Annotated in this window: 22 protein-coding genes; 6 read left to right on the forward strand and 16 right to left on the reverse strand. The window is 71.6% G+C overall.

Translation table 11 applies throughout. The features are described from left to right. Positions 1-53: 53 nt before the first annotated feature. The 9 genes from DTB53_RS14040 to DTB53_RS14080 all read right to left on the reverse strand — a co-directional run bounded on the left by DTB53_RS14040 (position 54) and on the right by DTB53_RS14080 (position 9,386). Positions 54-1,562, reverse strand: a complete 1,509-nt coding sequence (locus tag DTB53_RS14040; protein WP_012379878.1) for a DHA2 family efflux MFS transporter permease subunit — start codon at positions 1,560-1,562, stop codon at positions 54-56. A 123-nt stretch (positions 1,563-1,685) separates the two neighbouring features. Continuing rightward, a complete protein-coding gene (locus DTB53_RS14045) occupies positions 1,686-2,867 on the reverse strand; it encodes a MalY/PatB family protein (RefSeq protein WP_012379879.1) in 1,182 nt (393 codons plus the stop codon). Positions 2,868-2,958: 91 nt separating this feature from the next. Then, a complete protein-coding gene (gene fbaA, locus DTB53_RS14050) occupies positions 2,959-3,990 on the reverse strand; it encodes a class II fructose-bisphosphate aldolase (protein WP_003967560.1) in 1,032 nt (343 codons plus the stop codon). A 157-nt stretch (positions 3,991-4,147) separates the two neighbouring features. After that, positions 4,148-4,687 (reverse strand): orotate phosphoribosyltransferase, encoded by a 540-nt coding sequence (pyrE, locus tag DTB53_RS14055; RefSeq protein ID WP_012379880.1) that lies wholly within the window; start codon positions 4,685-4,687, stop codon positions 4,148-4,150. 48 nt (positions 4,688-4,735) lie between these two features. Continuing rightward, positions 4,736-5,542: an aldose epimerase family protein gene (locus tag DTB53_RS14060; protein WP_012379881.1), complete on the reverse strand. Its 807-nt coding sequence runs from the start codon at positions 5,540-5,542 to the stop codon at positions 4,736-4,738. A 71-nt stretch (positions 5,543-5,613) separates the two neighbouring features. After that, the gene (locus tag DTB53_RS14065; protein ID WP_012379882.1) at positions 5,614-6,498 is read right to left on the reverse strand and encodes an SRPBCC domain-containing protein; all 885 of its coding nucleotides are present in this window, start codon (positions 6,496-6,498) and stop codon (positions 5,614-5,616) included. 113 nt (positions 6,499-6,611) lie between these two features. Next, on the reverse strand, positions 6,612-8,210 hold the full coding sequence (locus DTB53_RS14070) for a polyamine aminopropyltransferase (protein ID WP_012379883.1): 1,599 nt from the start codon (positions 8,208-8,210) through the stop codon (positions 6,612-6,614). 67 nt (positions 8,211-8,277) lie between these two features. Beyond that, positions 8,278-8,799, reverse strand: a complete 522-nt coding sequence (locus DTB53_RS14075) for a DUF2617 family protein (RefSeq protein ID WP_003967565.1) — start codon at positions 8,797-8,799, stop codon at positions 8,278-8,280. Positions 8,800-9,119: 320 nt separating this feature from the next. Then, complete coding sequence (locus tag DTB53_RS14080) at positions 9,120-9,386, reverse strand: hypothetical protein (RefSeq protein ID WP_003967566.1); 267 nt, start codon at positions 9,384-9,386, stop codon at positions 9,120-9,122. Positions 9,387-9,524: 138 nt separating this feature from the next. Here DTB53_RS14080 and DTB53_RS14085 point away from each other — a divergent pair, with 138 nt between their 5' ends. Continuing rightward, the gene (locus DTB53_RS14085) at positions 9,525-10,721 is read left to right on the forward strand and encodes a pyridoxal phosphate-dependent aminotransferase (RefSeq protein ID WP_042496624.1); all 1,197 of its coding nucleotides are present in this window, start codon (positions 9,525-9,527) and stop codon (positions 10,719-10,721) included. 65 nt (positions 10,722-10,786) lie between these two features. Here DTB53_RS14085 and DTB53_RS14090 read toward each other — a convergent pair whose 3' ends face one another. Together DTB53_RS14090 and clpB are read right to left on the reverse strand one after the other, a co-directional pair. Then, on the reverse strand, positions 10,787-11,332 hold the full coding sequence (locus DTB53_RS14090) for a YbjN domain-containing protein (RefSeq protein WP_003967568.1): 546 nt from the start codon (positions 11,330-11,332) through the stop codon (positions 10,787-10,789). A 169-nt stretch (positions 11,333-11,501) separates the two neighbouring features. Next, complete coding sequence (gene clpB, locus DTB53_RS14095) at positions 11,502-14,087, reverse strand: ATP-dependent chaperone ClpB (RefSeq protein ID WP_003967569.1); 2,586 nt, start codon at positions 14,085-14,087, stop codon at positions 11,502-11,504. Positions 14,088-14,335: 248 nt separating this feature from the next. Here clpB and DTB53_RS14100 point away from each other — a divergent pair, with 248 nt between their 5' ends. Beyond that, on the forward strand, positions 14,336-14,737 hold the full coding sequence (locus DTB53_RS14100) for a pyridoxamine 5'-phosphate oxidase family protein (RefSeq protein WP_003967570.1): 402 nt from the start codon (positions 14,336-14,338) through the stop codon (positions 14,735-14,737). Between the two features lie 127 nt (positions 14,738-14,864). On the opposite strand, the gene DTB53_RS14105 is transcribed toward DTB53_RS14100, so the two are convergent. Then, complete coding sequence (locus DTB53_RS14105) at positions 14,865-15,185, reverse strand: Rieske (2Fe-2S) protein (protein WP_003967571.1); 321 nt, start codon at positions 15,183-15,185, stop codon at positions 14,865-14,867. Positions 15,186-15,534: 349 nt separating this feature from the next. Between DTB53_RS14105 and DTB53_RS14115 the strand changes: the two genes are divergently transcribed. Together DTB53_RS14115 and DTB53_RS14120 are read left to right on the forward strand one after the other, a co-directional pair. Then, on the forward strand, positions 15,535-16,569 hold the full coding sequence (locus DTB53_RS14115; protein WP_172595257.1) for a helix-turn-helix transcriptional regulator: 1,035 nt from the start codon (positions 15,535-15,537) through the stop codon (positions 16,567-16,569). A gap of 183 nt (positions 16,570-16,752) precedes the next feature. Next, entirely contained in the window at positions 16,753-17,277 is a 525-nt protein-coding gene (locus DTB53_RS14120) for a hypothetical protein (protein ID WP_172595258.1), read from the forward strand. A 93-nt stretch (positions 17,278-17,370) separates the two neighbouring features. On the opposite strand, the gene DTB53_RS14125 is transcribed toward DTB53_RS14120, so the two are convergent. From DTB53_RS14125 to dnaK, 4 genes are all read right to left on the reverse strand, one after another. Continuing rightward, positions 17,371-17,823 (reverse strand): heat shock protein transcriptional repressor HspR, encoded by a 453-nt coding sequence (locus tag DTB53_RS14125; protein WP_003967575.1) that lies wholly within the window; start codon positions 17,821-17,823, stop codon positions 17,371-17,373. 1 nt (position 17,824) lies between these two features. After that, positions 17,825-19,015 (reverse strand): molecular chaperone DnaJ, encoded by a 1,191-nt coding sequence (dnaJ, locus tag DTB53_RS14130; RefSeq protein ID WP_003967576.1) that lies wholly within the window; start codon positions 19,013-19,015, stop codon positions 17,825-17,827. A 96-nt stretch (positions 19,016-19,111) separates the two neighbouring features. Continuing rightward, on the reverse strand, positions 19,112-19,762 hold the full coding sequence (gene grpE / locus DTB53_RS14135) for a nucleotide exchange factor GrpE (protein WP_003967577.1): 651 nt from the start codon (positions 19,760-19,762) through the stop codon (positions 19,112-19,114). Beyond that, positions 19,759-21,612, reverse strand: a complete 1,854-nt coding sequence (gene dnaK, locus DTB53_RS14140; protein ID WP_003967578.1) for a molecular chaperone DnaK — start codon at positions 21,610-21,612, stop codon at positions 19,759-19,761. Before dnaK ends, grpE begins: the two co-directional genes overlap by 4 nt. A 781-nt stretch (positions 21,613-22,393) precedes the next feature. On the opposite strand from dnaK, the gene DTB53_RS14150 reads away from it, so the two are divergent. After that, positions 22,394-23,008, forward strand: coding sequence for a sugar transferase (locus DTB53_RS14150; protein ID WP_042496635.1), 615 nt, complete (start codon positions 22,394-22,396; stop codon positions 23,006-23,008). A 95-nt stretch (positions 23,009-23,103) separates the two neighbouring features. Further along, positions 23,104-25,371, forward strand: coding sequence for a (Fe-S)-binding protein (locus tag DTB53_RS14155; RefSeq protein WP_012379888.1), 2,268 nt, complete (start codon positions 23,104-23,106; stop codon positions 25,369-25,371). Positions 25,372-25,600: the final 229 nt, after the last annotated feature.

A 25,600-nucleotide genomic window follows, 5' to 3' on the forward strand; every position in this document is an offset into this window, starting at 1 on the left:
GTGCGGGGCGCGGCTCGGCGTGCGGTGCGCGCTCCGGTCCCCCGGGGCGCGGGTCACGGCTCGGCGCGGGCGGCGCGTTCCGGCTCCAGCGGCGGGGCGACGACCCCGCAGTGCACCGCGCACTCGGGGCGCTCAGCGCGTACGGCGGCGGCCGGGGTGCGCACCGTCCACCAGGCGAGGACCGCGCCCGCCACCAGCAGCCCGGCGCACATCGGCATCGCCCGCCGGAAGGTCGCCGCGAACTCGCCCGCGTCCCGGTAGGCCTCGGGCCCCATTCCGGCGAGCAGCGGCAGGGCGGCCACCGCGATGAGTCCGGCGGCCCGCGCGGCGGCGTTGTTGATGCCGCTGGCCAGCCCCGCCCGCCCGGCGTCCACGGCGGCCAGGACGGTCGCGGTGAGCGGTGCGACGACCACGACGAGCCCGGCGCCGAGCACGAGGACGGCCGGCAGCACCTCGGTGACGTAGGAACCGGCGGACGGGGTGCCGGGCCCCACCCGCAGCATCAGGAGCATCCCGGCGGCGGCCAGCAGCGGCCCCGCGGTGAGCGGGATACGCGGCCCGATCCGCCGCCCGAGCTCGCCCGACCGGGCGGAGAACAGCAGCATGAGGACCGTGGTCGGCAGCAGCGCGGTCCCGGCCCCCAGCGCCGAGTAGCCGGCCACCACCTGGAGCTGGATGGCGGAGAGGAAGAAGAAGCCGCCGAGGGCCGCGTAGACGCAGAAGGTCACCAGGTTCACGGAGGTGAACAGGCGGGAGCGGAAGATCGACGGCGGCAGCATGGGATCCGCCCGTCGGCGCTCCACCAGGACGAACGCCACTCCGAGGGCCACCCCGCCGAGCGCCGACCCGATCACCAGGGGCGACGCGCCCCGCCCCGGGGCCTCGATCAGCGCGTACGTCACCCCGGCGAGCGCCAGCGCCCCGAGGGCCGCCCCAAGCACGTCGAACCGGCCGTGCGCCGCCGGATCCCGCGACTCCGGTACGTGCCGCAGCGCGATGGGCACGCAGATGGCCGCGAGCGGCAGATTCAGCAGGAACACCCACCGCCATCCGGGCCCGTCGACGAGCCACCCGCCCAGGAAGGGCCCCACGGCCGCCCCGACCCCGCCGAACCCGGACCAGAGCCCCACGGCCCGGGCCCGGTCGTCGGGATGGAAACTCGCCTGGATGATCGCCAGCGATCCCGGTGTGAGCAGCGCCCCGCCGATGCCCTGGAGGGCCCGCGCGGCGATGAGGACCCCGGCGTTCGGCGCGATCCCGCAGAGCAGCGAGGCCAGCGCGAACCACACCACCCCCACCACGAACACCCGCCGCCGCCCGTACCGGTCCCCGAGCGCCCCGCCGAGGAGGATCAGCCCGGCGAGCGTGAGCATGTACGCGTTGACGGTCCACTGGAGCGCGGCCAGGTCGGTGCCGAGGTCCTCGCCGATGCGGGGCAGGGCCACGTTGATGACCGTGGAGTCCAGCATCGCCATGCTGGAGCCGAGCACGGTGGTCAGCACGACCCACCGCCCGACGGGCGAGACGACCCGGATCTCCCCGGGTGCGGGGGCAGCAGCCATGGAGCCAGCGTCCCCCGGGGCGTTCCTCCCCGCACCCCCGGGCAGTGCGGCGGGGCGTTGCCCCGGACGCGGTCGCCCGGCCGACGGGAACGGCCGGACAGCGCCCTGAGGGCTGTCCCGCCCTCAGTCGCCGGCGGGGCTCGCCGCCAGGCTCTCCACCGCCCGGATCAACGCCGCCACACCCAGCTCGACCTTCCCCCGGGGGCACCCCACGTTCAGCCGGACGAACCCGGGCGCCCCGTAGACGGCACCTCCCATGATCGCCACCCCCTCCCGTTCCACCAGCACCCGCTGCAGCGCGGCATCGTCCACCCCCAGCGGCCGCAGGTCGATCCAGGCGAGGTACCCGGCCTGCGGCGGCGCCCATCCCAGCTCGGGGAAGGCCTCGCCCAGCCGCTCCGCGACGTATCCCAGGTTCCCCGCCACGTACGCCCGGACCGCGTCCAGCCACCCCGCCCCCTCCCGGTACGCGGCGATGTGCGCGGTCAACGACAGAACGGCCGGCGACGCCAGCCCCTCCCCCGTCTCCATGCGCCGCACGTACGCGGCCCGGTCCGCCGGATCGCCGATCAGCCCGTACGAGCCGGTCAGGGCCGGGAAGTTGAACGCCTTCGACCCGGACGAGATCAGCGCCCAGCGCCCGGCGCCCGCCACCCGCGTCCACGGCACGTGGCCGCGCCCCGCGTACTCCTCGTGCACGAAGTCCGCGTGGATCTCGTCGCTGATGACCGCCACCCCGTGCCGCTCGGCCAGTGCGGCCGTCCGGGCCAGCTCGTCGGCCGTCCACACCCGGCCCGTCGGGTTGTGCGGCGAGCACAGCACCAGCACCTTCGCGTCCGCCCGCGCCAGCTCGCGCTCCAGCGCCTCCTCGTCCCCCACCGGCACCCCCCGCAGCTCGCGCCCGAGCCCGGTGATCGCCTTGCGGAAGCCGTCGTAGGTGGGGGTGTGGACGACGACGCCGTCCCCCTCCCCCGACCACATCCGGAGCAGCTGGGAGAGCTGGTTGAGCACGGACGGGCCGTAGACCAGCTGCCCGGTGTCGATCGTGGTGCCGTACCGGGTCGCGTACCAGTGGGCTATCGCCGAGCGGAAGTCGTCCTGCTGCCAGGTGGTGTAGCCGAACACCCCGTGCTCCAGACGGTCCCGGAGCGCCGCCAGGACCTCGGGGGCGGTGGCGAAGTCCATGTCGGAGATGGTGAACGGCAGCAGCCCGTCGACCCCGAACCGGTCCGCGACCCCGTCCCACTGGACGCACCAGGTGCCCCGGCGGTCGACGACGGTGTCGAAATCGTAAGTCGCACCCACAGCGGGGCCTCTTTCTCTCCCGGTACGGCAACGGGCCCGGCCCCCTGAAAGGAGGACCGGGCCCGTTGCCGTACGTCCGTGCGGACGGTGACTACTTCAGCTTCGTACCCGTGGAGCGCAGGTGGCCGCACGCCTCGGTGACGCGCTTGGCCATGCCCGCCTCGGCGGCCTTGCCCCAGGTGCGCGGGTCGTAGGTCTTCTTGTTGCCGACCTCGCCGTCCACCTTCAGGACACCGTCGTAGTTGCGGAACATGTGGTCCACGACCGGGCGGGTGAAGGCGTACTGGGTGTCGGTGTCGAGGTTCATCTTCACGACGCCGTTCTCCAGCGCGGTGGCGATCTCCTCGGCGGTGGAGCCGGAGCCGCCGTGGAAGACGAAGTCGAACGGCTGGCTGCCGGCCGGCTTGCCGTACTTCTCCGAGACGCCGGACTGGAGGTCCTTCAGCAGCTCGGGGCGGAGCACGACGTTGCCCGGCTTGTAGACGCCGTGGACGTTGCCGAAGGAGGCGGCCAGCAGGTAGCGGCCCTTCTCGCCCAGGCCGAGCGCCTCGGCGGTGCGCAGCGCGTCGTCGACGGTCGTGTACAGCTCGTCGTTGATCTCGTGCGTGACGCCGTCCTCCTCACCGCCGGTCGGGGTGATCTCGACCTCAAGGATGATCTTGGCGGCGGCGGCCTTGGCCAGCAGCTCCTGGCCGATGGCCAGGTTGTCGGCGAGGGTCTCGGCCGAGCCGTCCCACATGTGGGACTGGAACAGCGGGTTCAGCCCCTTGGCGACGCGCTCCGCGGAGACGTCGAGCAGCGGGCGTACGTAGCCGTCCAGCTTGTCCTTGGGGCAGTGGTCGGTGTGCAGCGCGATGGTGACGTCGTACTTCGCGGCGACGATGTGCGCGAACTCGGCCAGGGCGACCGCACCCGTGACCATGTCCTTGCTGTACTGGCCGCCCAGGAACTCCGCACCGCCGGTGGAGATCTGGACGATGCCGTCGCTCTCGGCCTCCGCGAAGCCGCGCAGGGCGGCGTGCAGGGTCTGGGACGAGGTGACGTTGATGGCCGGGTAGGCGAACTTGCCCGCCTTTGCCCGGTCGAGCATCTCGGCGTACGCCTCGGGGGTTGCGATGGGCATCTGACCGCTCCTTGGGATGTGCGGGTGTGCAGGCTGTGAGTCCCTGACCTGGGGGCGACGTCATCGTCGCCCCCATCTTCCCAGACTCCTCATCCGGCTCCACCCGGCGGACCCGGTTTCACGTGAAACCGCCCGGCCCGGGGCGCCCGGCGGCTGCTCAGCCGAGGTCGAGGTCGGCCACCGAGTAGACGTGTACGTACGGCAGGCCGGCCTCGGCGATGGCCGGGGCGGCGCCGCGCTCGACGATCACGGCGACGGCGACGACCTCGCCGCCCGCCTCGCGCACCGCCTCGACGGCGGTCAGCGGCGAGCCGCCCGTCGTCGAGGTGTCCTCGACGACCAGGCAGCGACGGCCCTTCACGTCGGTGCCCTCGATACGGCGCTGCATCCCGTGCGCCTTCTGCGCCTTGCGGACGACGAACGCGTCGAGGCTCTCACCGCGGGCGGCGGAGGCGTGCAGCATCGAGGTGGCGACCGGGTCGGCGCCGAGCGTCAGCCCGCCGACGCAGTCGTAGTCCAGCTCGGCGGTCGCGTCGAGCATGACCTGGCCGACCAGCGGCGCGGCCGTGCCGTCCAGCGTGATCCGGCGCAGGTCGATGTACCAGTCGGCTTCCAGACCCGAGGAGAGGGTCACCTTGCCGTGCACCACGGCCTTGTCCTTGATCTGCTGGAGCAGGTCAGCGCGTACGTCAGTCATGACCACGAGGGTAAGCGGTGCGGGCCGGGCCCACGGCCGGGGACCGGCTCAGGGCCGCGTCCAGCTCCAGGTCGTCGTCATCTCCAGCGGGTCGATCGGGGTCACCAGCCGGGGCGCGGTGTTCAGCCCGTTCGGCGGCCCGGACTGCGGCTCGACGCAGACGGCCTCGTCCTGCTCGTCGTAGACCACCACCCACTCGCTGCGGCTTCTCACCGTCAGCTCCAGCCGCCCCGGCCAGGTGAGCTTCACGTCCACGCCGTCGGGCATGCCGAAGCAGTCGTCCCACGGACCGGGCAGCGGGTCGACGCGGCGGCCCGTGGGCAGGTGGTCCGCGCCGCGCTCCTCCTGCCAGGCGGCGTCGAAGGAGAGCTCGGCCGCCGCACCGTCGAGGGTGCGGCGGAACCAGGGGTGCCAGCCGGCCTGGGCCGGGAAGGAGTCGCCGTACGTCTCGACGGCGAGGCCCAACGTCAGCGCCTCCCCGGTCAGCTCGAAGGTCTGCGTCACCCGGCCCCGGTACGGCCAGGGGTCGGCGAGGTCGTAGTAGAACGCGACCCGCCCCTCCGCCAGCTCGGCGGCCGTGGACGCCGGCTGCCAGGAGGTGTCGCGGCCGGTGCCGTGGATGGCGTGCGGCGGGGAGTTCAGCGGCAGCCGGTGGAGCACGTCGCCGTTGCGGAACTCCCCGTTCCCGGTCCGCCCGCACCAGGGAACCATCGGGAAGCAGCCGTAGCGCTCGCCCTGGCGGAGCAGCTCGGCGCCCCCGATCCGCAGACTGCTGATCCGGCAGCCGTGCCCGGGATCGACGGTCAACTCGGCTTCGCCGACGGACAGCCTGACGTTCTCTTCGCTCCTGCTCACCCGACGACCCTACTGGCCCGACGCCGCCCCCGCCGCCCGCCGCCCACGACGCCCGGGACCTTCGGCGCCCGTCACCTCCGGCGTCGCAGCGCCCGGCCCAGCACCACGGCGGAGGCGAGCGCGAGGGCGGCGGCGGGGGCGACCCACCGCAGGGTGGTGCTCGCGCCGCCCGCCTCCGGGGAGGGCACGGGGGCGTAGCGGCCCCGCGGCGGCGCGTGGTCGACCTCCTCGGCGCTGCGCCCGATCATGGTGCGGCGGGCGTGCGCGGCCTCGGCGGGCGGCTCGTCCGGAACGCTGAACTCCACACCGGCGACGGGGTCGAGCGAGGGCGGCGGCACCGGCGAGTCGAACACGGACCCGTTCCCCCGTCCGCCGGTCTCGCCCGCCTCCGCGCCCCCGACACCGCCGGCGGTGTCCTCGTCGCCCGCGAGCCCCTCGGCGCCCACCGCACCGTCGCCGTCGCCGTCGCCGCTCCCGCCGTCGCCGTCCGCGCCCTCACCGGCCTGAGCGTCCTCGCCCCGCGCCGCCAGCGACTCCGTCACCAACTGCTGGGTGAAGCGGTCCAGGAGCCGGCGGGCGGCCGCGAGCGCCGCGCCCTCCTCCAGCTCGGCCAACCGCCCGTCCCCGTCGGCCGTACCGCTGTAGGCGATCGTGGTCCCGCCGTCCGCCGCCGTGAGGCCGATGGTCAGGGCCACCTCGACCGCACCGGTGCCCCGGGCCTCCGCCCCCTTCCCGGTGACGGAGAAGCCGTCTCCCTCCGGGCCGGTGAGCAGCAGCTCGCCCCGGTAGGTGATGGTGTGCCCGCCGGCCCGCAGCTTCAGCCGGCCCGCCAGGGGCGACGCCGAGGCGTCGGCGTCCTGCTGGAGGCCGGGGACGCAGCGGGCGACCCGGGCGGGATCGCCCAGCGTGCGCAGCAGGGTCGGGACGGGAACCGGAACGAACACCTCATGCTCCATGGAAACCGAGCCTAATCGGCTCCGGCCCCGACGTCAGCGCTTCCGCCCGCCGAAGGCCGGACCGCGCGCCGGGAAGGCGCCCGACCGCGCCCCCGCACGGGCCCCGGGCCCGCTCACACGTCCTCCCGGTACCGCGGATGGACCAGCGTCGACGGGATCAGCCCGGGGAGCCGGGCCTCGTCCGCCGCCCGCGCCCCCTCGCGCAGCTCCCGGTCGCCCAGCGACCGCGGTACGGGCCCGCCCGCGGCCGGCGCGAGCCGCGGCGCCGCACCCGGGCCCGCGAGGAGGAACCCCCAGTCCTCCCGCTCCCGGTCCTCGCCGCCGCCCCGGTCCGGACTCGCCGCGAGACCCGTGTAGCGGCCGGTGACGCGGTACGGGCGGGTCCCGAGGCCGACCGCTCGCATCGAGGCCTCCACCGTCCAGAAGGTCTGCGGCCGGGCGCCCAGCGGCCCGGCGTGCACCACGAGCCGCCCGCCCGGGGCCAGGGCCTCCGCGACCAGACCGTAGAACTCGGCGGAGTACAGCTTCGTGCTGGCGGTGATGCCCGGGTCCGGAAGGTCGGAGACCACCACGTCGTAGCGCCCCCGGTCGGCCCGGAGCCAGGTGAACGCGTCCGCCTCGACCACGGAGACCCGGGGGTCGCGGTAGGCGTGGCCGTTCAGCCCGGAGAGGGCGGGGTCCGTGCGGGCCAGTCGGGTGACGGCGGGGTCCAGCTCGACGACGGTGACCGAGCGGACGTCCGCGTAGCGCAGCATCTCCCGGGCGGCCAGCCCGTCGCCGCCGCCCAGGATGAGCACCCGGGCGCGGGGCCCGTTCATCGCGGGGTGCACCAGCGCCTCGTGGTAGCGGTACTCGTCACGGGCGCTGACCCGCAGCCGGCCGTCCAGATAGAGGCCGAGGGAATCGCGGTCGGCGCCCGTCAGGACGATCTCCTGCACCCCGGTCCGCACGGCGACCCGCACCCGGTCCCCGTACACCGCCCGCCGCGCGGCCCGCTCGAAGTCGTCGACCAGCACCGTGGCCGTGGCCAGCACCGCGATCACCGAGCCGTTGGCCAGGACCAGGAGCCACCGGGAACGCGGGGTGAGATCTCGCCGGAACACCCACAGGACCAGCGCGCCGCCCGCCGCCGCGTTGACCGCGCCGGTGAACAGCGCACCGGTCAACTGCCCCAGCAACGGCAGCAGCAGGAACGGGAACGCGAGCCCGCCGACCAGGGCGCCCACGTAGTCGGCGGCGAAGAGGTCGGCGACGGCCCCGCCCGCGTCCTGCCGGTCGACGCGCTGGATCAGCGTCATCAGCAGCGGGATCTCCGCGCCGATCAGCACCCCGATCGCCAGCGAGAACCCGACCAGCGCGTACTGCGAATCGCCGAGCCAGGCGAACGAGGCGTAGAGCACCAGCGCCGAGGAGCCGCCGATCAGCGCGAGGGCCGCCTCGACCATCCCGAAACCGACGGCGGCGCGGCAGCGCAAACGTTTCGCGAGAAGGGAGCCGATCCCCATGGCGAACACCATCACGGAGAGCACCACGGACGCCTGGGTGACCGAATCGCCGATCAAGTAGGAGGCGAGCGCGACCAGTTCGAGCTCGTAGACGAGACCGCAGGCGGCGCAGACGAAGACCGCGGCCAGCACGAGGAACCGGCCGGTCCTCGGCCGGACGGGAAGCCGCGCCGCGCCCCCTCGCAGCGACGTCTGCTGGTCGATCATGACGCGAACGCTACGTCACTGCACGATCGCGACCTGTCACCCACACGGGTGCAAGTCCCCCTGCCGGTCAGGCCGCGGGCGCGGGAATCCGCACCCCCACCCTGGTCCGGGTCACCACCAACTGCCCCTCCTGCGGGTACGCGTGCCAGGTGCGCCACCGCACCTGGCCCTCGGTGCGCTGGGCGAGCATCGCGGTGAAGGCGTACGGGCTGCCGGGGAAGGTGCCCGCCAGCCCGTGCGGGTGGTCGCTCACCAGGGCGAGCAACTCCTGCGCCCGACCCGCGAACTGCCCCTGCGTCAGGGTCTCGACGCGCGCCGCGAACTCGTACTCCCAGTCGCCGAGCCGCTTCGAGACGCCGAGGGGCAGAGGGGTGCTGCTGCCGGGCATACAGGCCACGGTCTCGGAGCAGACTCCGCGGTCCTCCTGGAGGAGGACCTGATGGGAGGCGCCGAGCAGCCTCAACTGGAGTTCGGCGCCGTCGAGCTGGAGATCGAGGACCGCCAGGGCGGGCAGCGGCTCCCGCCCCAGCATCCAGGCCAGGTCGGCGGCGCGGGTATCGGAATAGGCCGTCTGGAGGGTGGTGAGCATGGGTGGGCTCCGCAAACACGCATGGACACATGGACAGCAGGACGCCCCCGAGTTGCCGCACGTGGGAGGTGGGGAGCGCCCGATCTGGTCCGACTGGGGTCCGAGGGCTGATTGTTCTCTTCAACGAGGGAATCACGAAGTACGCCTACTCACAGCGTTTTCGCCCAACTTGCCGTGGTTTCCATCCCCCCGGGGGCCCACCGGTTCACTTGTTCAACCAGAAACGTCCGCGTCGCTCAACGAAAGAGCGTCCGGAGGGAGTTCACCCTCCGGACGCCCGGTCTCACGTCACCTGCGGTGACCGTGCGGCGGCGGCCCGGTCAGCTGCCGCCACCGCCGCAGCCGCCCCCGCCGCCCCCGCACGACGAGCCGCCGCCGCAGGAGTGCCCGCCGGAGCCGTCGCCGCCGGAATCGCCCCCCGACCACCAGCCGCCGGAGCTGCCGCCGCCGTCGGCGGAGGCCCCGCTCGCCGAACGCCGGCGTCCGGCGCGCGGCTTCGACGGCCCGCGCCCGCCGGTGACCCGCAGACCGGCCAGCAGCGCTCCGACGACGATCACGGAAACCAGCACAGCGATGAAGACGCTCATGCCCCCACCCGCCCTTCTCTCCCCCGAAGCGAGGTCCCCCGTCGCTTCCCCGTTGTTGTGTGACAGGGGGATTCCCAGACCCTCGGCGCGCCAAAGCGGACTTGAGCAACTCCAGAGCTTCGGCCCAGGATGACGCCCATGACACAGGGACGAGCCACACAGGGAACCCCGGCGCGGGAACGGCCGCTGCTCAACCGCCGCCTCGCCGCGTTCGGCACGACGATCTTCGCGGAGATGTCCGCGCTGGCCGTGCGGACCGGCTCCATCAACCTCGGCCAGGGCTTCCCCGACACCGACGGCCCCGAGGAGATCCGCGAGGCGGCCGTGCGCGCCCTGCGGGAGGGCAAGGGCAACCAGTACCCGCCGGGCCCCGGCGTCCCGGAGCTGCGCGCCGCCGTCGCCGCCCACCAGGAGCGCTTCTACGGGCTGACCTGGTCCCCGGAGACCGAGGTCCTGGTGACGACCGGCGCCACCGAGGCGATCGCCGCCTCGCTGCTCGCCCTCCTCGAACCGGGCGACGAGGTCATCGCGTTCGAGCCGTACTACGACTCGTACGCCGCCTGCATCGCCCTGGCCGGCGCCCAGCGCGTACCGCTGACCCTGCGCGCCCCGGCATTCCGCCCGGACCTCGACGAACTGCGCGCCCTGATCACCCCGCGCACCCGCCTCCTGCTGCTGAACACCCCGCACAACCCGACCGGCGCGGTCCTCACCCCCGAAGAACTGTCCGGGATCGCGGCCCTCGCGGTGGAGCACGATCTGCTGGTCGTCACCGACGAGGTGTACGAGCACCTCGTCTTCACCGGGGCGCACCACCCGATCGCCGCGCTCCCCGGGATGCGCGGGCGCACGGTGTCGATCTCGTCCTCGGGCAAGACGTTCTCGTACACCGGGTGGAAGATCGGCTGGGTCACCGGGGACGCGCCGCTGGTGGCCGCCGTGCGGGCGGCGAAGCAGTATCTGACCTTCGTCAGCGGGGGCCCGTTCCAGTACGCGATCGCCGAGGCCCTCACCCTGCCCGACGCCTTCTTCACCGACTTCCGGGAGGGCATGCGCCGCAAGCGGGACCTGCTGGCGAAGGGGCTGCGCGCGGCGGGCTTCCAGGTGTACGAGCCGGAGGGCACGTACTTCATCACCACCGACATCTCCCCGTTCGGCGACGAGGACGCGGGCGCCTTCTGCCGCGCGCTCCCGGAACGCTGCGGCGTGGCGGCCGTGCCGAACTCGGTCTTCTACGACGACCCGGAGGCGGGCCGCAGCCAGGTCCGCTTCACCTTCTGCAAGAAGGACGAGGTCCTGGAGGAGGCGGTGGAGCGCCTGGCACGGCTGGGCTGAGCACGGGAACGGCCCGGGACACGGTCGCGATGACCGCCTCCCGGGCCGTGCCCGTCAGGGTGCCGCTAGGCGCCCGCGGGCTCCTCGCCCTCCGTCTTGTCCTCGGCGGGCTCGAGGCCGAGACGCTCGACGAGCCACTTGTCGAACTCGATCGAGGCGCGGACCCAGCTCACCGTCGAGGAGACGAAGTGCTCCAGGCTGACGCCGGTGCCGATGAGCATCTGCGCCTCACCGATCAGCCGGACGGAGCCCGCCTCGCCCTCCTCGCCCTCGTGGGCGTGGGTGTAGACCTTGGGCCACAGGGTGCGGCGGTTCCAGTCGTCGATGGCGTCCAGCAGGACGGGACGCTGGTCGAGGTCGTGGGGGCGGTCGTAGAACGTGCGGACCGAGAAGACCTGCTGCTCGGCCTCGCCCCGGAACATGAAGTACGTCCGGAACTCTTCCCACGGCGCCGCGAGGTCGCCCTCGTCGTCGACGACGTACTTCAGCTCCATCTGGTCGAGGAGCTGCTTGACGAGGTCCTGGTCAGGGACGACGGGGCCCTCCGGTCCTGCCGCCTGCGGTTCGGGCTGGCCCCCGAAATTAGGAATCGAGGACGGATCGATGCTCACCGTTATTTCCCTTCGTGCGGTTGCGGCCATCCTCCCCCATGGCGGGCGGGGCATGGCAAGCCCGGACGGTCCCGATCCGCCACAAGCTGACAGACAGTGCGTGGGGACGGGACCGGCCGGGCGTCGGGCGGGCGCGCGGCGACGGAACGCGAACCTCCGTGACCGGCGGTTACGAGGCGGGGCCGACGATCAGCCCGTCCTCGGTCCGCTCCACCCGTACGGTGTCACCGTCGCGGACCTCGCCGGACAGGATCTCCTTGGCGAGCCGGTCGCCGATCGCGCTCTGGATGAGCCGGCGCAGCGGTCGCGCCCCGTACGCCGGATCGTTGCCCTCCTGGGCGAGCCAGGCCAGCGCCTCGGGGGTGACGTCGAGGGTGAGCCGCCGGTCGGCCAGCCGGGCCGCGAGACGGTCGATCTGGAGCCCGGCGATGTGCGCCAGCTCGTCCCCGGACAGCGCGGAGAAGACCACCAGGTCGTCGAGCCGGTTGATGAACTCCGGCTTGAAGGAGGCCCGCACCACGTCCAGCACCTGCTCCTTCTTGACCTCGGGCTTGACCAGCGGGTCCATCAGGAACTGGGAGCCGAGGTTGGAGGTGAGGACGAGGATGGTGTTGCGGAAGTCGACCGTGCGGCCCTGGCCGTCGGTGAGCCGGCCGTCGTCGAGGACCTGGAGCAGGACGTCGAAGACCTCGGGGTGGGCCTTCTCCACCTCGTCCAGCAGCACGACGCTGTACGGGCGGCGGCGGACGGCCTCGGTGAGCTGGCCGCCCTCCTCGTATCCGACGTAGCCGGGCGGGGCGCCGACCAGGCGGGCGACGCTGTGCTTCTCCCCGTACTCGCTCATGTCGATGCGGATCATGGCCCGCTCGTCGTCGAACAGGAAGTCCGCGAGCGCCTTGGCCAGCTCGGTCTTGCCGACGCCGGTGGGCCCCAGGAAGAGGAACGAACCGGTGGGCCGGTCCGGGTCGGCGATCCCGGCCCTGGTGCGGCGTACGGCGTCGGAGACGGCCTGCACGGCCTCGCTCTGCCCGATCAGCCGCTTGCCCAGCTCGGACTCCATCCGCAGCAGCTTCTGCGTCTCGCCCTCCAGCAGCCGCCCGGCCGGGATGCCGGTCCAGGCGCCGACGACGTCCGCGATGTCGTCCGGGCCGACCTCCTCCTTGACCATGGTGTCCTTGGAGGCTTCCTGTTCCGCCTCGGCGGCCTCCTCCAACTCCCGCTCCAGTCCCGGGATCTCCCCGTACAGCAGCTTGGAGGCGGCGTCGAAGTCGCCGTCGCGCTGGGCGCGTTCGGCCTGTCCGCGCAGCTCGTCGAGGCGCTCCTTGAGCTCACCGACCCGGTTGAGGCCCTGCTTCTCCTTCTCCCAGCGGGCGTTGAGACCGCGCAGCTCCTCCTCCTTGTCGGCGAGGTCGCGGCGCAGCTTCTCCAGCCGCTGCTTGGAGGCGGGGTCGGACTCGTTCTTGAGGGCCAGCTCCTCCATGCGCAGCCGGTCGACGGAGCGCTGGAGTTCGTCGATCTCCAGCGGCGAGGAGTCGATCTCCATACGGAGCCGGGAAGCGGCCTCGTCGACCAGGTCGATGGCCTTGTCGGGGAGGAAGCGGGAGGTGATGTAACGGTCGGAGAGGGTGGCGGCGGCCACCAGCGCCGAGTCCGCGATCTGCACCTTGTGGTGGGCCTCGTAGCGGCCCTTGAGCCCGCGCAGGATCGCGATGGTGTCCTCGACGGAGGGCTCGGCGACCAGCACCTGCTGGAAGCGCCGCTCCAGGGCGGGGTCCTTCTCGATGCGCTCGCGGTACTCGTCGAGCGTCGTCGCGCCGACCATGCGCAGCTCGCCGCGGGCCAGCATCGGCTTGAGCATGTTGCCCGCGTCCATGGCGGAGTCGCCGCCCGCGCCCGCGCCGACGACGGTGTGCAGCTCGTCGATGAACGTGATGATCCGGCCGTCGCTCTCCTTGATCTCGGAGAGGACGGTCTTGAGGCGCTCCTCGAACTCGCCGCGGTACTTCGCGCCCGCGACCATCGCGCCGAGGTCGAGCGAGACGAGCCGCTTGTCCTTGAGGCTCTCCGGCACGTCACCCTTGACGATGCGCTGGGCGAGGCCCTCGACGACGGCGGTCTTGCCGACGCCGGGCTCGCCGATGAGGACGGGGTTGTTCTTCGTCCGGCGGGACAGCACCTGCACGACGCGGCGGATCTCCTGGTCGCGGCCGATGACCGGGTCCAGCTTGCCCTCGCGCGCGGCGGCCGTGAAGTCGGTGCCGAACTTCTCCAGGGCCTTGTACTGGCCCTCCGGGTCGGGTGTGGTCACCCGGCGCCCTCCCCTGCTCGTCTCGAACGCGGCCAGCAGCTTCTTCGCACTGGCGCCCTGCCCGTCGAGGATCTCACCGGCACGGCCGCCCTTGGCCGCGATGCCGATGAGCAGGTGCTCGGTGGAGATGTAGTCGTCGCCCAGCTCCTTCGCCCGCTGGGCGGCGTCCTGGATGACGGCCAGCAGCTCACGGTTGGGCGCCGGCGGGGCGACGGTGGAGCCGGTGACGCTGGGCAGGCCCCCGAGCAGCCGCTCGGTCCCGCCCCGCACCGCTGCCTGGTCGGCCTCGACGGCGGCGAGCAGGTCGATGACGTTCTCGTTGTCCTGGCCCTCCAGGAGCGCGAGGAGCAGGTGCCCCGGGGTGAGATCGGCGTGCCCGTCCTTCACGGCCCTGCTGGTGGCCGCGTTGATGGCGTCCCGGCTCTTGTTGGTCAGTTCGGCGTCCACGTCTGGTTGCTCCTCCTCGCGCCCGATTCCTGCTGTTGACCGTTGACTCGATCAACGTACACAAAGTTGAGTCTATTCCACTCAAGGCAGGAAGCGCACGCGGTGGGGCCCTTCGGTTGGGCCACGGAACGCGGACCCGGGCGCCCGCGGGTGGCGGATCGACCCCGGGCGCCTGCGCGCCGCGGACCGGCCCGGGGTGCTGCGCACGCGCCGCGGCCTCCCGGCGGCGCCCCTCGTACGCTGCCCCCATGGCAGACGTACACGACCCCGCTCCCGCCTACGTCGCGTTCTGGCGCGAGAGCCACCTGTCCACCCTGACGACCCCCCGCCCGGACGGCACACCGCACGTGGTGCCGGTGTGCGTGACCTACGACCCGGAGGCCGGGGTGGCGCGGGTGATCACCGACGGCGGCAGCCGCAAGGTCGCCAACATCCGGGCGGCCGGCCCCGGCGGGGCACGCGTGGCCGTCTGCCAGATCGACAGGGCCCGCTGGGCGACCCTGGAGGGCCTCGCGGTGATCCGCACGGAGCCGGAGGCCGTCGCGGACGCGGAAGCCCGTCACGAGGCGCGCTACGGCCGCGCCCCGCGGATCAATCCGACCCGGGTCGTCATCGAGATCACCCTCGACCGGGCGCTCGGCAAGGTCTGACCCCCAGCCCCTCGGCCCCACCCGCGTCCCGCGCGGGAACAGCACAACGGCGCCACCGTGTTCAGGTCACGGTGGCGCCGCTGTGTGGGGGAAGCGCCGGAGCGATAGGTGACGACGGGGGAATCGCTCAGGCACTGCGGGGGGTGGCGGAAAGTGGTTCTGCGTCGAACAGCTCGTGGTCCCGCTGATCGAGATTGACGAAGATCATGCCGTACCGGACGGCACAGCGGACCGGCTGCGGCGCACCGCGCGGCCGGCGGAGACAGCGATAGGCGCGGACGTCCTCGTCCTCTTCCATCACCACGACGATCGGCTCTCCGAACAGGGTGACCATCAACGAGTCGCCACGGCGGGGGAGTGCCGTGAGCAGATCGATGAAATGCCACCCTGAGCGATAGGCGGTCGCCATCTCGCGCCGGAAGGTGCGGTCGTCCGGCGGGGTACTCATACCCGGCCCCGTGCGGCAGGGCCGTTCTCCGACAGCGACACCGGGGCCGCGTCGGCCCCCGTCGCCCGTGCGGGCACCGAGTCCCAGGCCAGGTCCGGAGGCGGAGCGGCCTGCACCTGCGCGCCGGCCGAACCGTGGGTCACGCCGCCCTCAACGAGGTCAAGAACACTCAGCGCCCCGGTCGTCAGCCCAACGGAGAAGGCAACAGCAAGCACCGAGCGAAGCGTTTTGTTACTCATGATGGGCTTCGTCCTCACTTCCAAGGTTTCCTCTCCCCCGCAGAACAAGACGATGGCCCATCCAGGCACGTCAACGCCACAGAAGCGATGCATCATGTTCCTGCTGATTCATGTTCCTGGGGGGTGGAGAATTGACCACAGACAGCACCAAAGCGGTACATCCCCACTCGGTTAGTGCCTTGTGTGACGAGGGAGCACGGCTCTACGCCAGTGCGCTGAGTGTGGGAAAAATAGCTCGCGTCGAGGCCGAAGACGCGCCGTGTCTGCTGGAATTCGCCCTGCTCCATCCCGATCCCGACGACCCCACCTGGCTGCGCCCGGTGCCGCCGTCCGCGGCGCTCACGCAGCGCCTCCACCCGATCGAGCGGGAGATCCAGGAGCGGAGGCGGCTCTCGGTGGAGCTCACCGAGGTCTTCGAGCCCTTCATGGCGATCAGTGCCCAGGCTCCGCCGACCACACACGCGATCACGGTGCTCGAAGGCATCGGCCGCATCAACGCCTCGATCGAACTCGCCCTCGCCGAGTGCCGTTCGGAAGTCCTCACCATTCAGCCGGGCGGCGGGCGCAGCGAGAACGCGCTCACCACCGCCATGGAACGCGGCCAGATGCTCACGGAACGCGGCGTCGGCATGCGCACCCTGTATCAGCACACCGTCCGCCACAGCCATGGAACCCTCAATTACGCGGCCCGAATGGCCGAGAGCAAGGTGGAGATCCGCACCCTCGAGGAGCTGATAGAGCGGCTCATGATTTTCGACCGCACCGTCGCCTTCATACCGGCCACCGACGACCGCACCGTAGCCCTTGAGCTGCGGCACCCCGGCATCGTGGAGTACCTCGCCAAGGTCTTCGAGCAGTTCTGGCACCGTGCGGTGCCCCTTCAGGAACAGATTCCGTACGACTCCACGACGGACGGGATTTCCGGGGTGCGGCATTCGATCGCCAAACTGCTCGTCGAGGGCCATGTCGACGAGGCGATCGCCCGTCGCCTCGGCATGAACGTACGCACCTGCCGGTCGCACATCGCCAAACTCAGCGTCGCGCTGGGCAGCAACAGCAGGGCCCAGCTCGGCTATTTGATCGCGCGGTCCGGAATCCTGGAATCGGGCCCCGATCACGCGCTCAACACCGAGCCCCGGGCGTGACCGAGCCCGGCGGCGGACGACCGTGACCCGGCGGCCGGCCGACGGGCCCCTCAACTCCCCGGCCGCCCGCCGGAATTCCGTTCCGGGGCCGCCTGCGAGAATTCCGTACGTCGGGCCTGACCGACCCGACGGGTTCCCGCCACGCGACAGAAGGACCACGAAGACCGGATGCACGAAGACCGGATGCACGACACCACCGCCGTACCCGCCGCCGTCGAGGACGACCACCACGGGGAGATCCTGGTCGAACTCACGGGCGAGCAGGGTGAGACGCTCGTGGTGAGCGGCGAGCGGATCCCCCGCGTCGTCCTCACCCGCGCCCCCGGCGCGGAGATCGACGACCACATCGCCATCGGCACCCGCGACCCCCGCCACCTCACGCTCACCGTGGACGGCCGGGAAGCGACGATCAAACCGGGCAGGGGGAGGCTCAGCCGCCGCTCCTACCGGGTCGACGTCCGCTGCGCGGGCACGTCCTACCGGCTCGTGCCCGACTCGATCCCGAGCAGCCGGCTGACCCGGAACGGCAAGCGCCTCGGCGACTTCTCCTCGGGCGGCGACCGGCGGGTGCTCGCCGAGTGGCGGGCGGAGGCCGCCGTGGAGCCGCGCGACGCGGCGATCGGCTACGCCCTGGCCGCCGCGTTCGGCACCGGCGGCCAGCCCATGTGGATGATGGCGGTCGAAACGGTCAGCGAGTTCCTGCCGTAGATGCGCGCCCCGCACACGCCGAGGGGCCGGGAGAGCGTTCCTCCGCTCTCCCGGCCCCTCGGGCGTACTGAAGGGTCCCGCCGGGACGTGTTGCTAGTCCGTCGGCCGCTTCGGCTTCGGCCGCCAGACCACCAGCGCACCGGTCTGCTGCACGTCCTGGTACGGCACGAGGTCCCGACGGTACGAGGCGTGCACCTGGGCCTCGCGCTGCCGCATGGCGACCGCCGCGCCGTCCACCGCCGCCGAGAGTTCGGCGACGCGCTGCTGGAGGGCCGCGACCTGGTTCTCCAGCTCGATGATCCGCTTGATGCCCGCGAGGTTGATGCCCTCGTCCTGCGACAGCTGCTGCACGGTGCGCAGCAGCTCGATGTCACGGGCGGAGTAGCGCCGGCCGCGCCCGGCCGTACGGTCCGGGGAGACCAGGCCGAGACGGTCGTACTGGCGCAGTGTCTGCGGGTGCAGGCCCGAGAGCTGGGCCGCGATCGAGATCACGTACACCGGGGTCTCGTCGGTCAGCTGGTACGGATTGCGTCGACGGCCGTCCATCTCAAGCTCCCTTCGCAGCCTGGAACAGTTCCGCCCGCGGGTCCTCGTCCGCGGTCGCCTTCCGGTAGGCCTCCAGGGCGTCCCGGGCCTCCTGGCCCAGGTCCCTGGGGACCGCGACCTCCACGGTGACCAGCAGGTCGCCGCGGGTGCCGTCCTTGCGCACCGCGCCCTTGCCCCGGGCGCGCATCGTACGCCCGTTGGGGGTGCCGGCGGGGAGCTTCAGGGTGACCGGGGGGCCGCCGAGCGTGGGGACCTTGACCTCGCCGCCGAGCGTCGCCTCCGGATAGGTGACGGGCACGGTGACCGTGAGGTTGTCGCCCTTGCGGCCGAAGACCGGGTGGGCGTCGACGTGGACGACGACGTACAGATCGCCGGCCGGACCGCCGCGCTCGCCCGCGCCGCCCTTGCCGCGCAGCCGGATCCGCTGGCCGTCGGAGACGCCCGCCGGAATCCTCACCTGCATGGTGTGGGCCGACTTCGCCCGGCCGCTGCCCTTGCAGACGTCGCAGGGGTCCTGGGCGATGAGGCCCCGGCCCTTGCAGTCCACACAGGGGTCGGTGAGCGAGAAGCCGCCGCCGCTGCCGCGCGAGACCTGACCGGTGCCGACGCAGGTCGGGCAGACCCTGGGGGTGCCGTTCTTGTCGCCGGTGCCGGAACACGCCTTGCAGGGCGCCTGGCTGGACATCCGCAGCGGGACCGTGGCCCCGTCGACCGCCTCGGTGAAGCTGAGCGTCACCTCGGACTCGATGTCCTGGCCGCGCTTCGGCTGGACACGGGTGCCCGTGCCGCCGCGGTTGAACAGCCCGCCGAAGACGTCGCCGAGACCGCCCCCGCCGCCGAAGCCGCCGCCCGCGCCGCCCTGTCCGCCGCCCGGGGCGCCGCCCCCGAAGAGGTCGCCCAGGTCGAAGTTGAAGTTGCCGCCGGCACCACCGGGGCCGGGGCGGAAGCCGCCGTTGCCGAAGAGGGCGCGCGCCTCGTCGTACTCCTTGCGCTTCTTGGGGTCACCGAGGACGTCGTTCGCCTCGGAGATCTCCTTGAAGCGCTCCTCCGCCTTGGCGTCGCCCTTGTTGGCGTCCGGGTGGAACTCGCGGGCGAGCTTCCGGTACGCCTTCTTGACCTCGGCGTCGGTGGCGTCCTTGGGGACGCCGAGGACCTTGTAGTAGTCCTTCTCGACGAAGTCCTTCGTGCTCATCGACGTCCCTCCTTCCGGACGATCGACCGAGCGGCCGGCCCGTGGGCCGGCCGCCGGGCCGGTCGGTGGACACCGTGGTGGTCGGACGCGTCGCCGTCAGACCTCCTCGGTGCCACCGCTCTCCTCGTCGTCTGTCTTCTCTTCCTTGGCCGCGGCGGGCGTGGCGCCCGGCTGCGGCTCGGCGACGGCCACCCGCGCGGGGCGGATGGTGCGCTCGCCGATGCGATACCCCGGCTGCAGGATCGCCACGCAGGTCGTCTCGGTGACGTCCGGCGCGTAGCTGTGCATCAGGGCCTCGTGGATCGTCGGGTCGAAGGGCTCGCCCTCCTTGCCGAACTGCTGGAGGCCCAGCTTCGCGACGGTGGTCTCCAGCGATTCGGCGACCGACTTGAAGCCGCCGACCAGCTCGCCGTGGTCCCGCGCGCGGCCGACGTCGTCGAGGACGGGCAGGAGCTCGGACAGGAGGTTCGCGACAGCGATCTCCTTGACCGTGACCCGGTCCCGCTCGACGCGGCGGCGGTAGTTCTGGTACTCGGCCTGGAGCCGCTGGAGGTCCGCGGTGCGCTCACCGAGCGCGGTGCGTGCCTGGTCCAGCTGCGCGGTCAGACCGACGGTCGGGTCGAGGTCCCCGGCCGGGGCCGCCGTCTCCTCCTCGGAGGAGTCGGCCGCCTTCGGCTCGGCGTCATCAGGGGTGGCGCCGGAGGGGACGTCGGGCTTCTCCTCGAAGCCCGGAGTCTCCTCGGTCACGCCGCACCGCCCTTGGTGTCCTTCTCGTCGTCCACGATCTCGGCGTCGACGACGTCGTCATCGGCCTTCGCCTGGGCGTCGCCCGGGGCGTCGGCGCCGGGGGCCGCGCCCTCGGCCTGGGCGTTGGCGTACATCGCCTGGCCCAGCTTCTGGGAGACGGCCGCGACCTTCTCGGTGGCCGTGCGGATCTCGGCGGAGTCCTCGCCCTTGAGCTTCTCCTTCAGCTCGCCGACAGCGGTCTCCACCTCCGTCTTCACGTCCGCCGGGACCTTGTCCTCGTTGTCCTTGAGGAACTTCTCCGTCTGGTAGACGAGCTGCTCGCCCTGGTTGCGCGACTCGGCGGCCTCGCGGCGGGCGTGGTCCTCCTCCGCGTACTTCTCGGCCTCTTCACGCATCCGGTTGACCTCGTCCTTCGGCAGCGAGGAGCCGCCGGTGACGGTCATCTTCTGCTCCTTGCCGGTGCCGAGGTCCTTGGCGGCGACGTGCATGATGCCGTTGGCGTCGATGTCGAAGGCGACCTCGATCTGCGGCACACCGCGCGGGGCCGGCGGCAGACCGGTCAGCTCGAACATCCCGAGCTTCTTGTTGTACGCCGCGATCTCGCGCTCGCCCTGGTAGACCTGGATCTGCACGGACGGCTGGTTGTCCTCGGCCGTCGTGAAGATCTCGGAACGCTTGGTCGGGATCGTGGTGTTGCGCTCGATGAGCTTGGTCATGATCCCTCCCTTGGTCTCGATGCCGAGGGACAGCGGGGTGACGTCGAGGAGCAGGACGTCCTTGACCTCGCCCTTGAGGACACCGGCCTGGAGCGAGGCGCCGATGGCGACGACCTCGTCCGGGTTCACACCCTTGTTGGCCTCCTGGCCGCCGGTCAGCTCCTTGACGAGCTCGGCGACGGCGGGCATACGGGTGGAGCCACCGACGAGAACGACGTGGTCGATCTCGGAGAGCTGGATGCCCGCGTCCTTGATGACGTTGTGGAACGGGGTCTTGCAGCGGTCCAGGAGGTCCGCGGTCAGCTGCTGGAACTGCGAGCGCGTGAGCTTCTCGTCCAGGTGCAGCGGGCCCTCGGCGGACGCCGTGATGTAGGGCAGGTTGATCGTGGTCTCGGTCGAGGACGAGAGCTCGATCTTCGCCTTCTCCGCGGCCTCGCGGAGACGCTGGAGAGCCATCTTGTCCTTGGACAGGTCCACGCCGTGCCCGTTGGCGAACTGCTTCACCAGGTAGTCGACGACGCGCTGGTCCCAGTCGTCACCACCGAGGTGGTTGTCACCGTTGGTGGCCTTCACCTCGACGACGCCGTCGCCGATCTCCAGGAGGGACACGTCGAAGGTGCCGCCACCGAGGTCGAAGACGAGGATCGTCTGGTCGTCCTTGTCGAGGCCGTACGCCAGCGCGGCGGCGGTCGGCTCGTTGACGATGCGCAGGACGTTCAGGCCCGCGATCTCGCCGGCCTCCTTCGTCGCCTGACGCTCGGAGTCGTTGAAGTACGCCGGGACGGTGATGACCGCGTCGGTCACCTTCTCGCCCAGGTAGGACTCGGCGTCGCGCTTCAGCTTCTGCAGGATGAAGGCGCTCATCTGCTGCGGGTTGAAGCTCTTGCCGTCCAGGTCGATCTTCCAGTCAGTGCCCATGTGGCGCTTGACCGAGCGGATGGTCCTGTCGACGTTGGTGACCGCCTGGCGCTTCGCGACCTCGCCGACGAGCACCTCGCCGTTCTTGGCGAAGGCGACGACGGACGGCGTGGTCCTGGCGCCCTCTGCGTTGGTGATGACGGTGGGCTCGCCGCCTTCGAGAACGCTGACGACGGAGTTAGTCGTGCCCAGGTCGATGCCGACCGCACGTGCCATTTCAATTCCTCCAACTGACTACTTGAGTGGATCTGACTCAAGAATGCATGACGCCGACGCCGGAGTCAACAGACCTGAGTCCCTTACGCTCAACTTAAGTGCTTACGCGGAGCACACCCGGGGCCCACGCACCCCCCATCCGCCCCCTCCGGCCGCCCCGGGACCGCACCCACGCACGCCACGCCCCTCACGCACCCCCCACCCCACCGTCTCACCGTGGGATCGTTCTGTCACAAAATGCCGTGAGACGGTCGCAACCGTCACCGACCGGCAGGTTTCACCGTGGATCGTCACACCATCGGACCTCGAACCCCGGGCGGGCGCGATGCAGAACGCGAGGAAGCCGCGTGCACGGCGGAAGAACCAGAAGAACCGCCGTCCGAAGACGCAGAGAAGCGAACAGGACCGGCAGGACGAACAGAGTCGCCAGGACGAGCGGGGCCGCCAGGACGAGCAGAGCCGGCGGAACGGGCCGGACGAGCGGAACGAGCGGGACGAGCGGGGCGAGCGGGGCCTGAAGCACCCGCAGCCGCGACAGACGCCACCGCTCCCCCTCCAGCCCCACCCCGCGCCGTCACCGCCACCGGCACCGCCACCGGCACCGGCACCGGGCGGGACGGAGCCGCGCCCGGAGTCGCACGCGACCCCGCACCCTCGCCGCCCCCCGCCCTCGCACCCGTACCCGGATCAGCAGCCGCCCCCGTACCCGTCCTCGCACAGGACAGCGACAGGCGCGGGCACGGGCACGGGGACGGTCCGGGGCCAGTTCCCCTCGCGTCCCATGGCGCGGCTGGCCGGCCTCAGCGACCGGGCCGGGCGGCTCGCGGACCGCCTCCTCCCGCGCACGCCCGCCGAACGCGTCCTCGACCTGGCCCTCGGCACCGCCCTGCTGGTCCTGACCGCCCCCGCCGTCGCCGTGGCGGCCCTCGCCCTGCGCGTGCGGCACACCCCGGGCGGCGTCTGGGACCGTCGCCCCCGGGCCGGCCTGGGCGGCCGGGTCTTCGAGCTGCGGACCCTGCGGACCCGCCGGTTCCGGCTGGACGTGTTCTCCCGCCTGCCCCACGTCGTACGCGGCGACCTCTCCCTGGTCGGCCCCGCCCCACTGGCCCCGGGCCACCCGCGGGCCACGGGGCCCGGCGGCCGGCGGTGGCGGCGGGAGCTGCGGCCGGGACTGACCGGTCTCGCACAGGTGCGCGCCCGCTCCGGCATGCCGTGGGACGACCCCGCTCTGCTCGACCAGCACTACGCAGAGCACCATGGAGTGGTGCTCGACCTGGCGATCCTCGCCGAAGCCGCCCGCGACCCCCTGCGGAAGCGGCTCCGGAAGGCGCGTCGAACCAAGGCACACCTGAGCGACGCAGATCACCGACGACCCGGCTACAGCACGGTGGAATAAGTGGATAGTGTCAGCACAGACTAATTAAGTTACTGCTTAGTAGTAGCGGGTAGTAGTAACCGGATCCCGCTCTCGCAGGCCCGAGGAGCCCAGAAATGCAACTCGCCGCGATCATCGTGTCGCTGGTGCTGACGGTCGTCGGCGTTGCGCTCATCACCCGAGCCGTCGCGCAGATCTACCGCTTCGTCCGTCTCGGACAGTCGGTACCAGCAGGCAGCCGCACCGACGACCCCAAGCAGCGGACGATCACCCTGATCAAGGAGTTCGTCGGCCATACCCGCATGAACCGCTGGGGAATCGTGGGCGTCGCCCACTGGTTCGTCGCGGTCGGCTTTCTGACCCTCGGCCTGACGATCGTCACGGCGTACGGCCAGCTGTTCAAGGCCGACTGGGTGCTGCCCTACATCGGCACCTTCCTGCCGTACGAGGTCTACATCGAGTTCATCGCGCTCGGCACGACCCTCGGCATCCTCGTCCTGATCGCGATCCGCCAGCTGAACCTGCCCTCCCGGGCCGGCCGCAAGTCGCGCTTCACCGGTTCGAAGATGGGCCAGGCGTACTTCGTCGAGGCGATCATCCTGATCATCGGCGCCGCGATCATGCTGCTCCGCGGCCTTGAGGGCGCGCTGCACCACGTCGACAGCTACGGGCCCGCCTACTTCGCCTCGTACCCCCTGGTCCTGGCCTTCAGGGGACTGAGCACCGAGACACTGCAGAACCTGGTCTACCTGTTCGCGATGATCAAGCTCGGTACGACGATGATCTGGGCGATCACGGTCGGGCTGAACACCAACATGGGCGTCGCCTGGCACCGCTTCCTCGGCTTCCCGAACATCTGGTTCAAGCGGAACGCCGACGGCGACGTCGCACTCGGCGCGCTCCAGCCGATGACCTCGGGCGGCAAGGAGATCGACTGGGAGGACCCGGCCGACGACGCGGTCTTTGGCGTCTCCCAGGTCGAGCAGTTCTCCTGGAAGGGCATCCTCGACTTCTCCACCTGCACCGAGTGCGGCCGCTGCCAGTCGCAGTGCCCCGCCTGGAACACCGGCAAGCCCCTCTCCCCCAAGCTCCTGATCATGTCGCTGCGCGACCACGCGCACGCCAAGGCCCCCTACCTCCTGGCCGGCGGCGGCAAGGACATGGAAGGCAACGAGAAGGCCACCGAGGAGAAGCTCAAGGACGTCCCCGCGGCCGCCCTCGCCGAGGCCGAGCGCCCTCTCATCGGCACCGCCGAGGAGAACGGCGTCATCGACCCGGACGTCCTGTGGTCCTGCACCACCTGCGGCGCCTGCGTTGAGCAGTGCCCGGTCGACATCGAGCACATCGACCACATCGTCGACATGCGCCGCTACCAGGTGATGATCGAGTCCGCGTTCCCGTCCGAGGCGGGCACGATGCTCAAGAACCTGGAGAAGAAGGGCAACCCCTGGGGGCTGGCCAAGAAGGCCCGCGTCGAGTGGACCAAGGAGGTCGACTTCGAGGTCCCGATCGTCGGCAAGGACGTCGAGGACCTCACCGAGGTCGACTACCTGTACTGGGTCGGCTGCGCGGGCGCCCTGGAGGACCGGGCCAAGAAGACCACCAAGGCCTTCGCGGAGCTGCTGCACATGGCGGGCGTCAAGTTCGCGATCATGGGCGGCGACGAGAAGTGCACCGGTGACTCCGCCCGCCGCCTGGGCAACGAGCCGCTGTTCCAGCAGCTCGGCCAGGAGAACGTGGCCATGCTGAACATGGCGTACGGCGAGGACGACGAAGACGAGACGACGAAGAAGCCCAAGTCGTCCAAGAAGATCGTCGCGACCTGCCCGCACTGCTTCAACACGATCGCGAACGAGTACCCGCAGCTCGGCGGCGAGTACGAGGTCATCCACCACACGCAGCTGCTCCAGCACCTCATCGACGAGGGCAAGCTGATCCCGGTGACCCCGGTCGAGGGTCTGATCACGTACCACGACCCCTGCTACCTGGGCCGTCACAACAAGATCTACACCCCGCCGCGCGAGATCATCGCGAAGGTCCCGGGGCTGCGGAACGAGGAGATGCACCGCCACAAGGAGCGCGGCTTCTGCTGCGGCGCCGGTGGAGCCCGGATGTGGATGGAGGAGCGGATCGGCAAGCGCGTCAACAACGAGCGCGTCGACGAGGCCCTCGCCCTCAACCCGGACATCGTCTCCACCGCCTGCCCGTTCTGCCTCGTCATGCTGACCGACTCGGTCAACGGCAAGAAGAACGACGGCCAGGCCAAGGAGTCCATCCAGGTCGTGGACGTCTCCCAGCTCCTCCTGGAGTCCGTGAAGACGCCCATGGACCCGACCGGCGAGCCGGAGCGGGTGGACGCGCCGGAGCCCGAACCGGCAAAGTGACGTAACGCGTCAAAGCGATGAGCGGCCGGACCTGCCTCGGGGGCAGGACCGGCCGCTTCTTCGTGGGGTGCGGGGCTCCGCCCGCCGGACCGGCGGGGCCCCGTCCTCCGCCCGTGACGACCGCCGCCCGTGACGACCGCCGGACGTGACGAACGCCGCGGGCGGACCGTGAACCCGGGCATGTACGCGACGACGTATCTGGAGCATCATGTGCCCCTGAGCCGCCCGC

The sequence above is a fragment of the Streptomyces griseus genome (assembly GCF_900460065.1).
Lineage (GTDB): Bacteria > Actinomycetota > Actinomycetes > Streptomycetales > Streptomycetaceae > Streptomyces > Streptomyces griseus.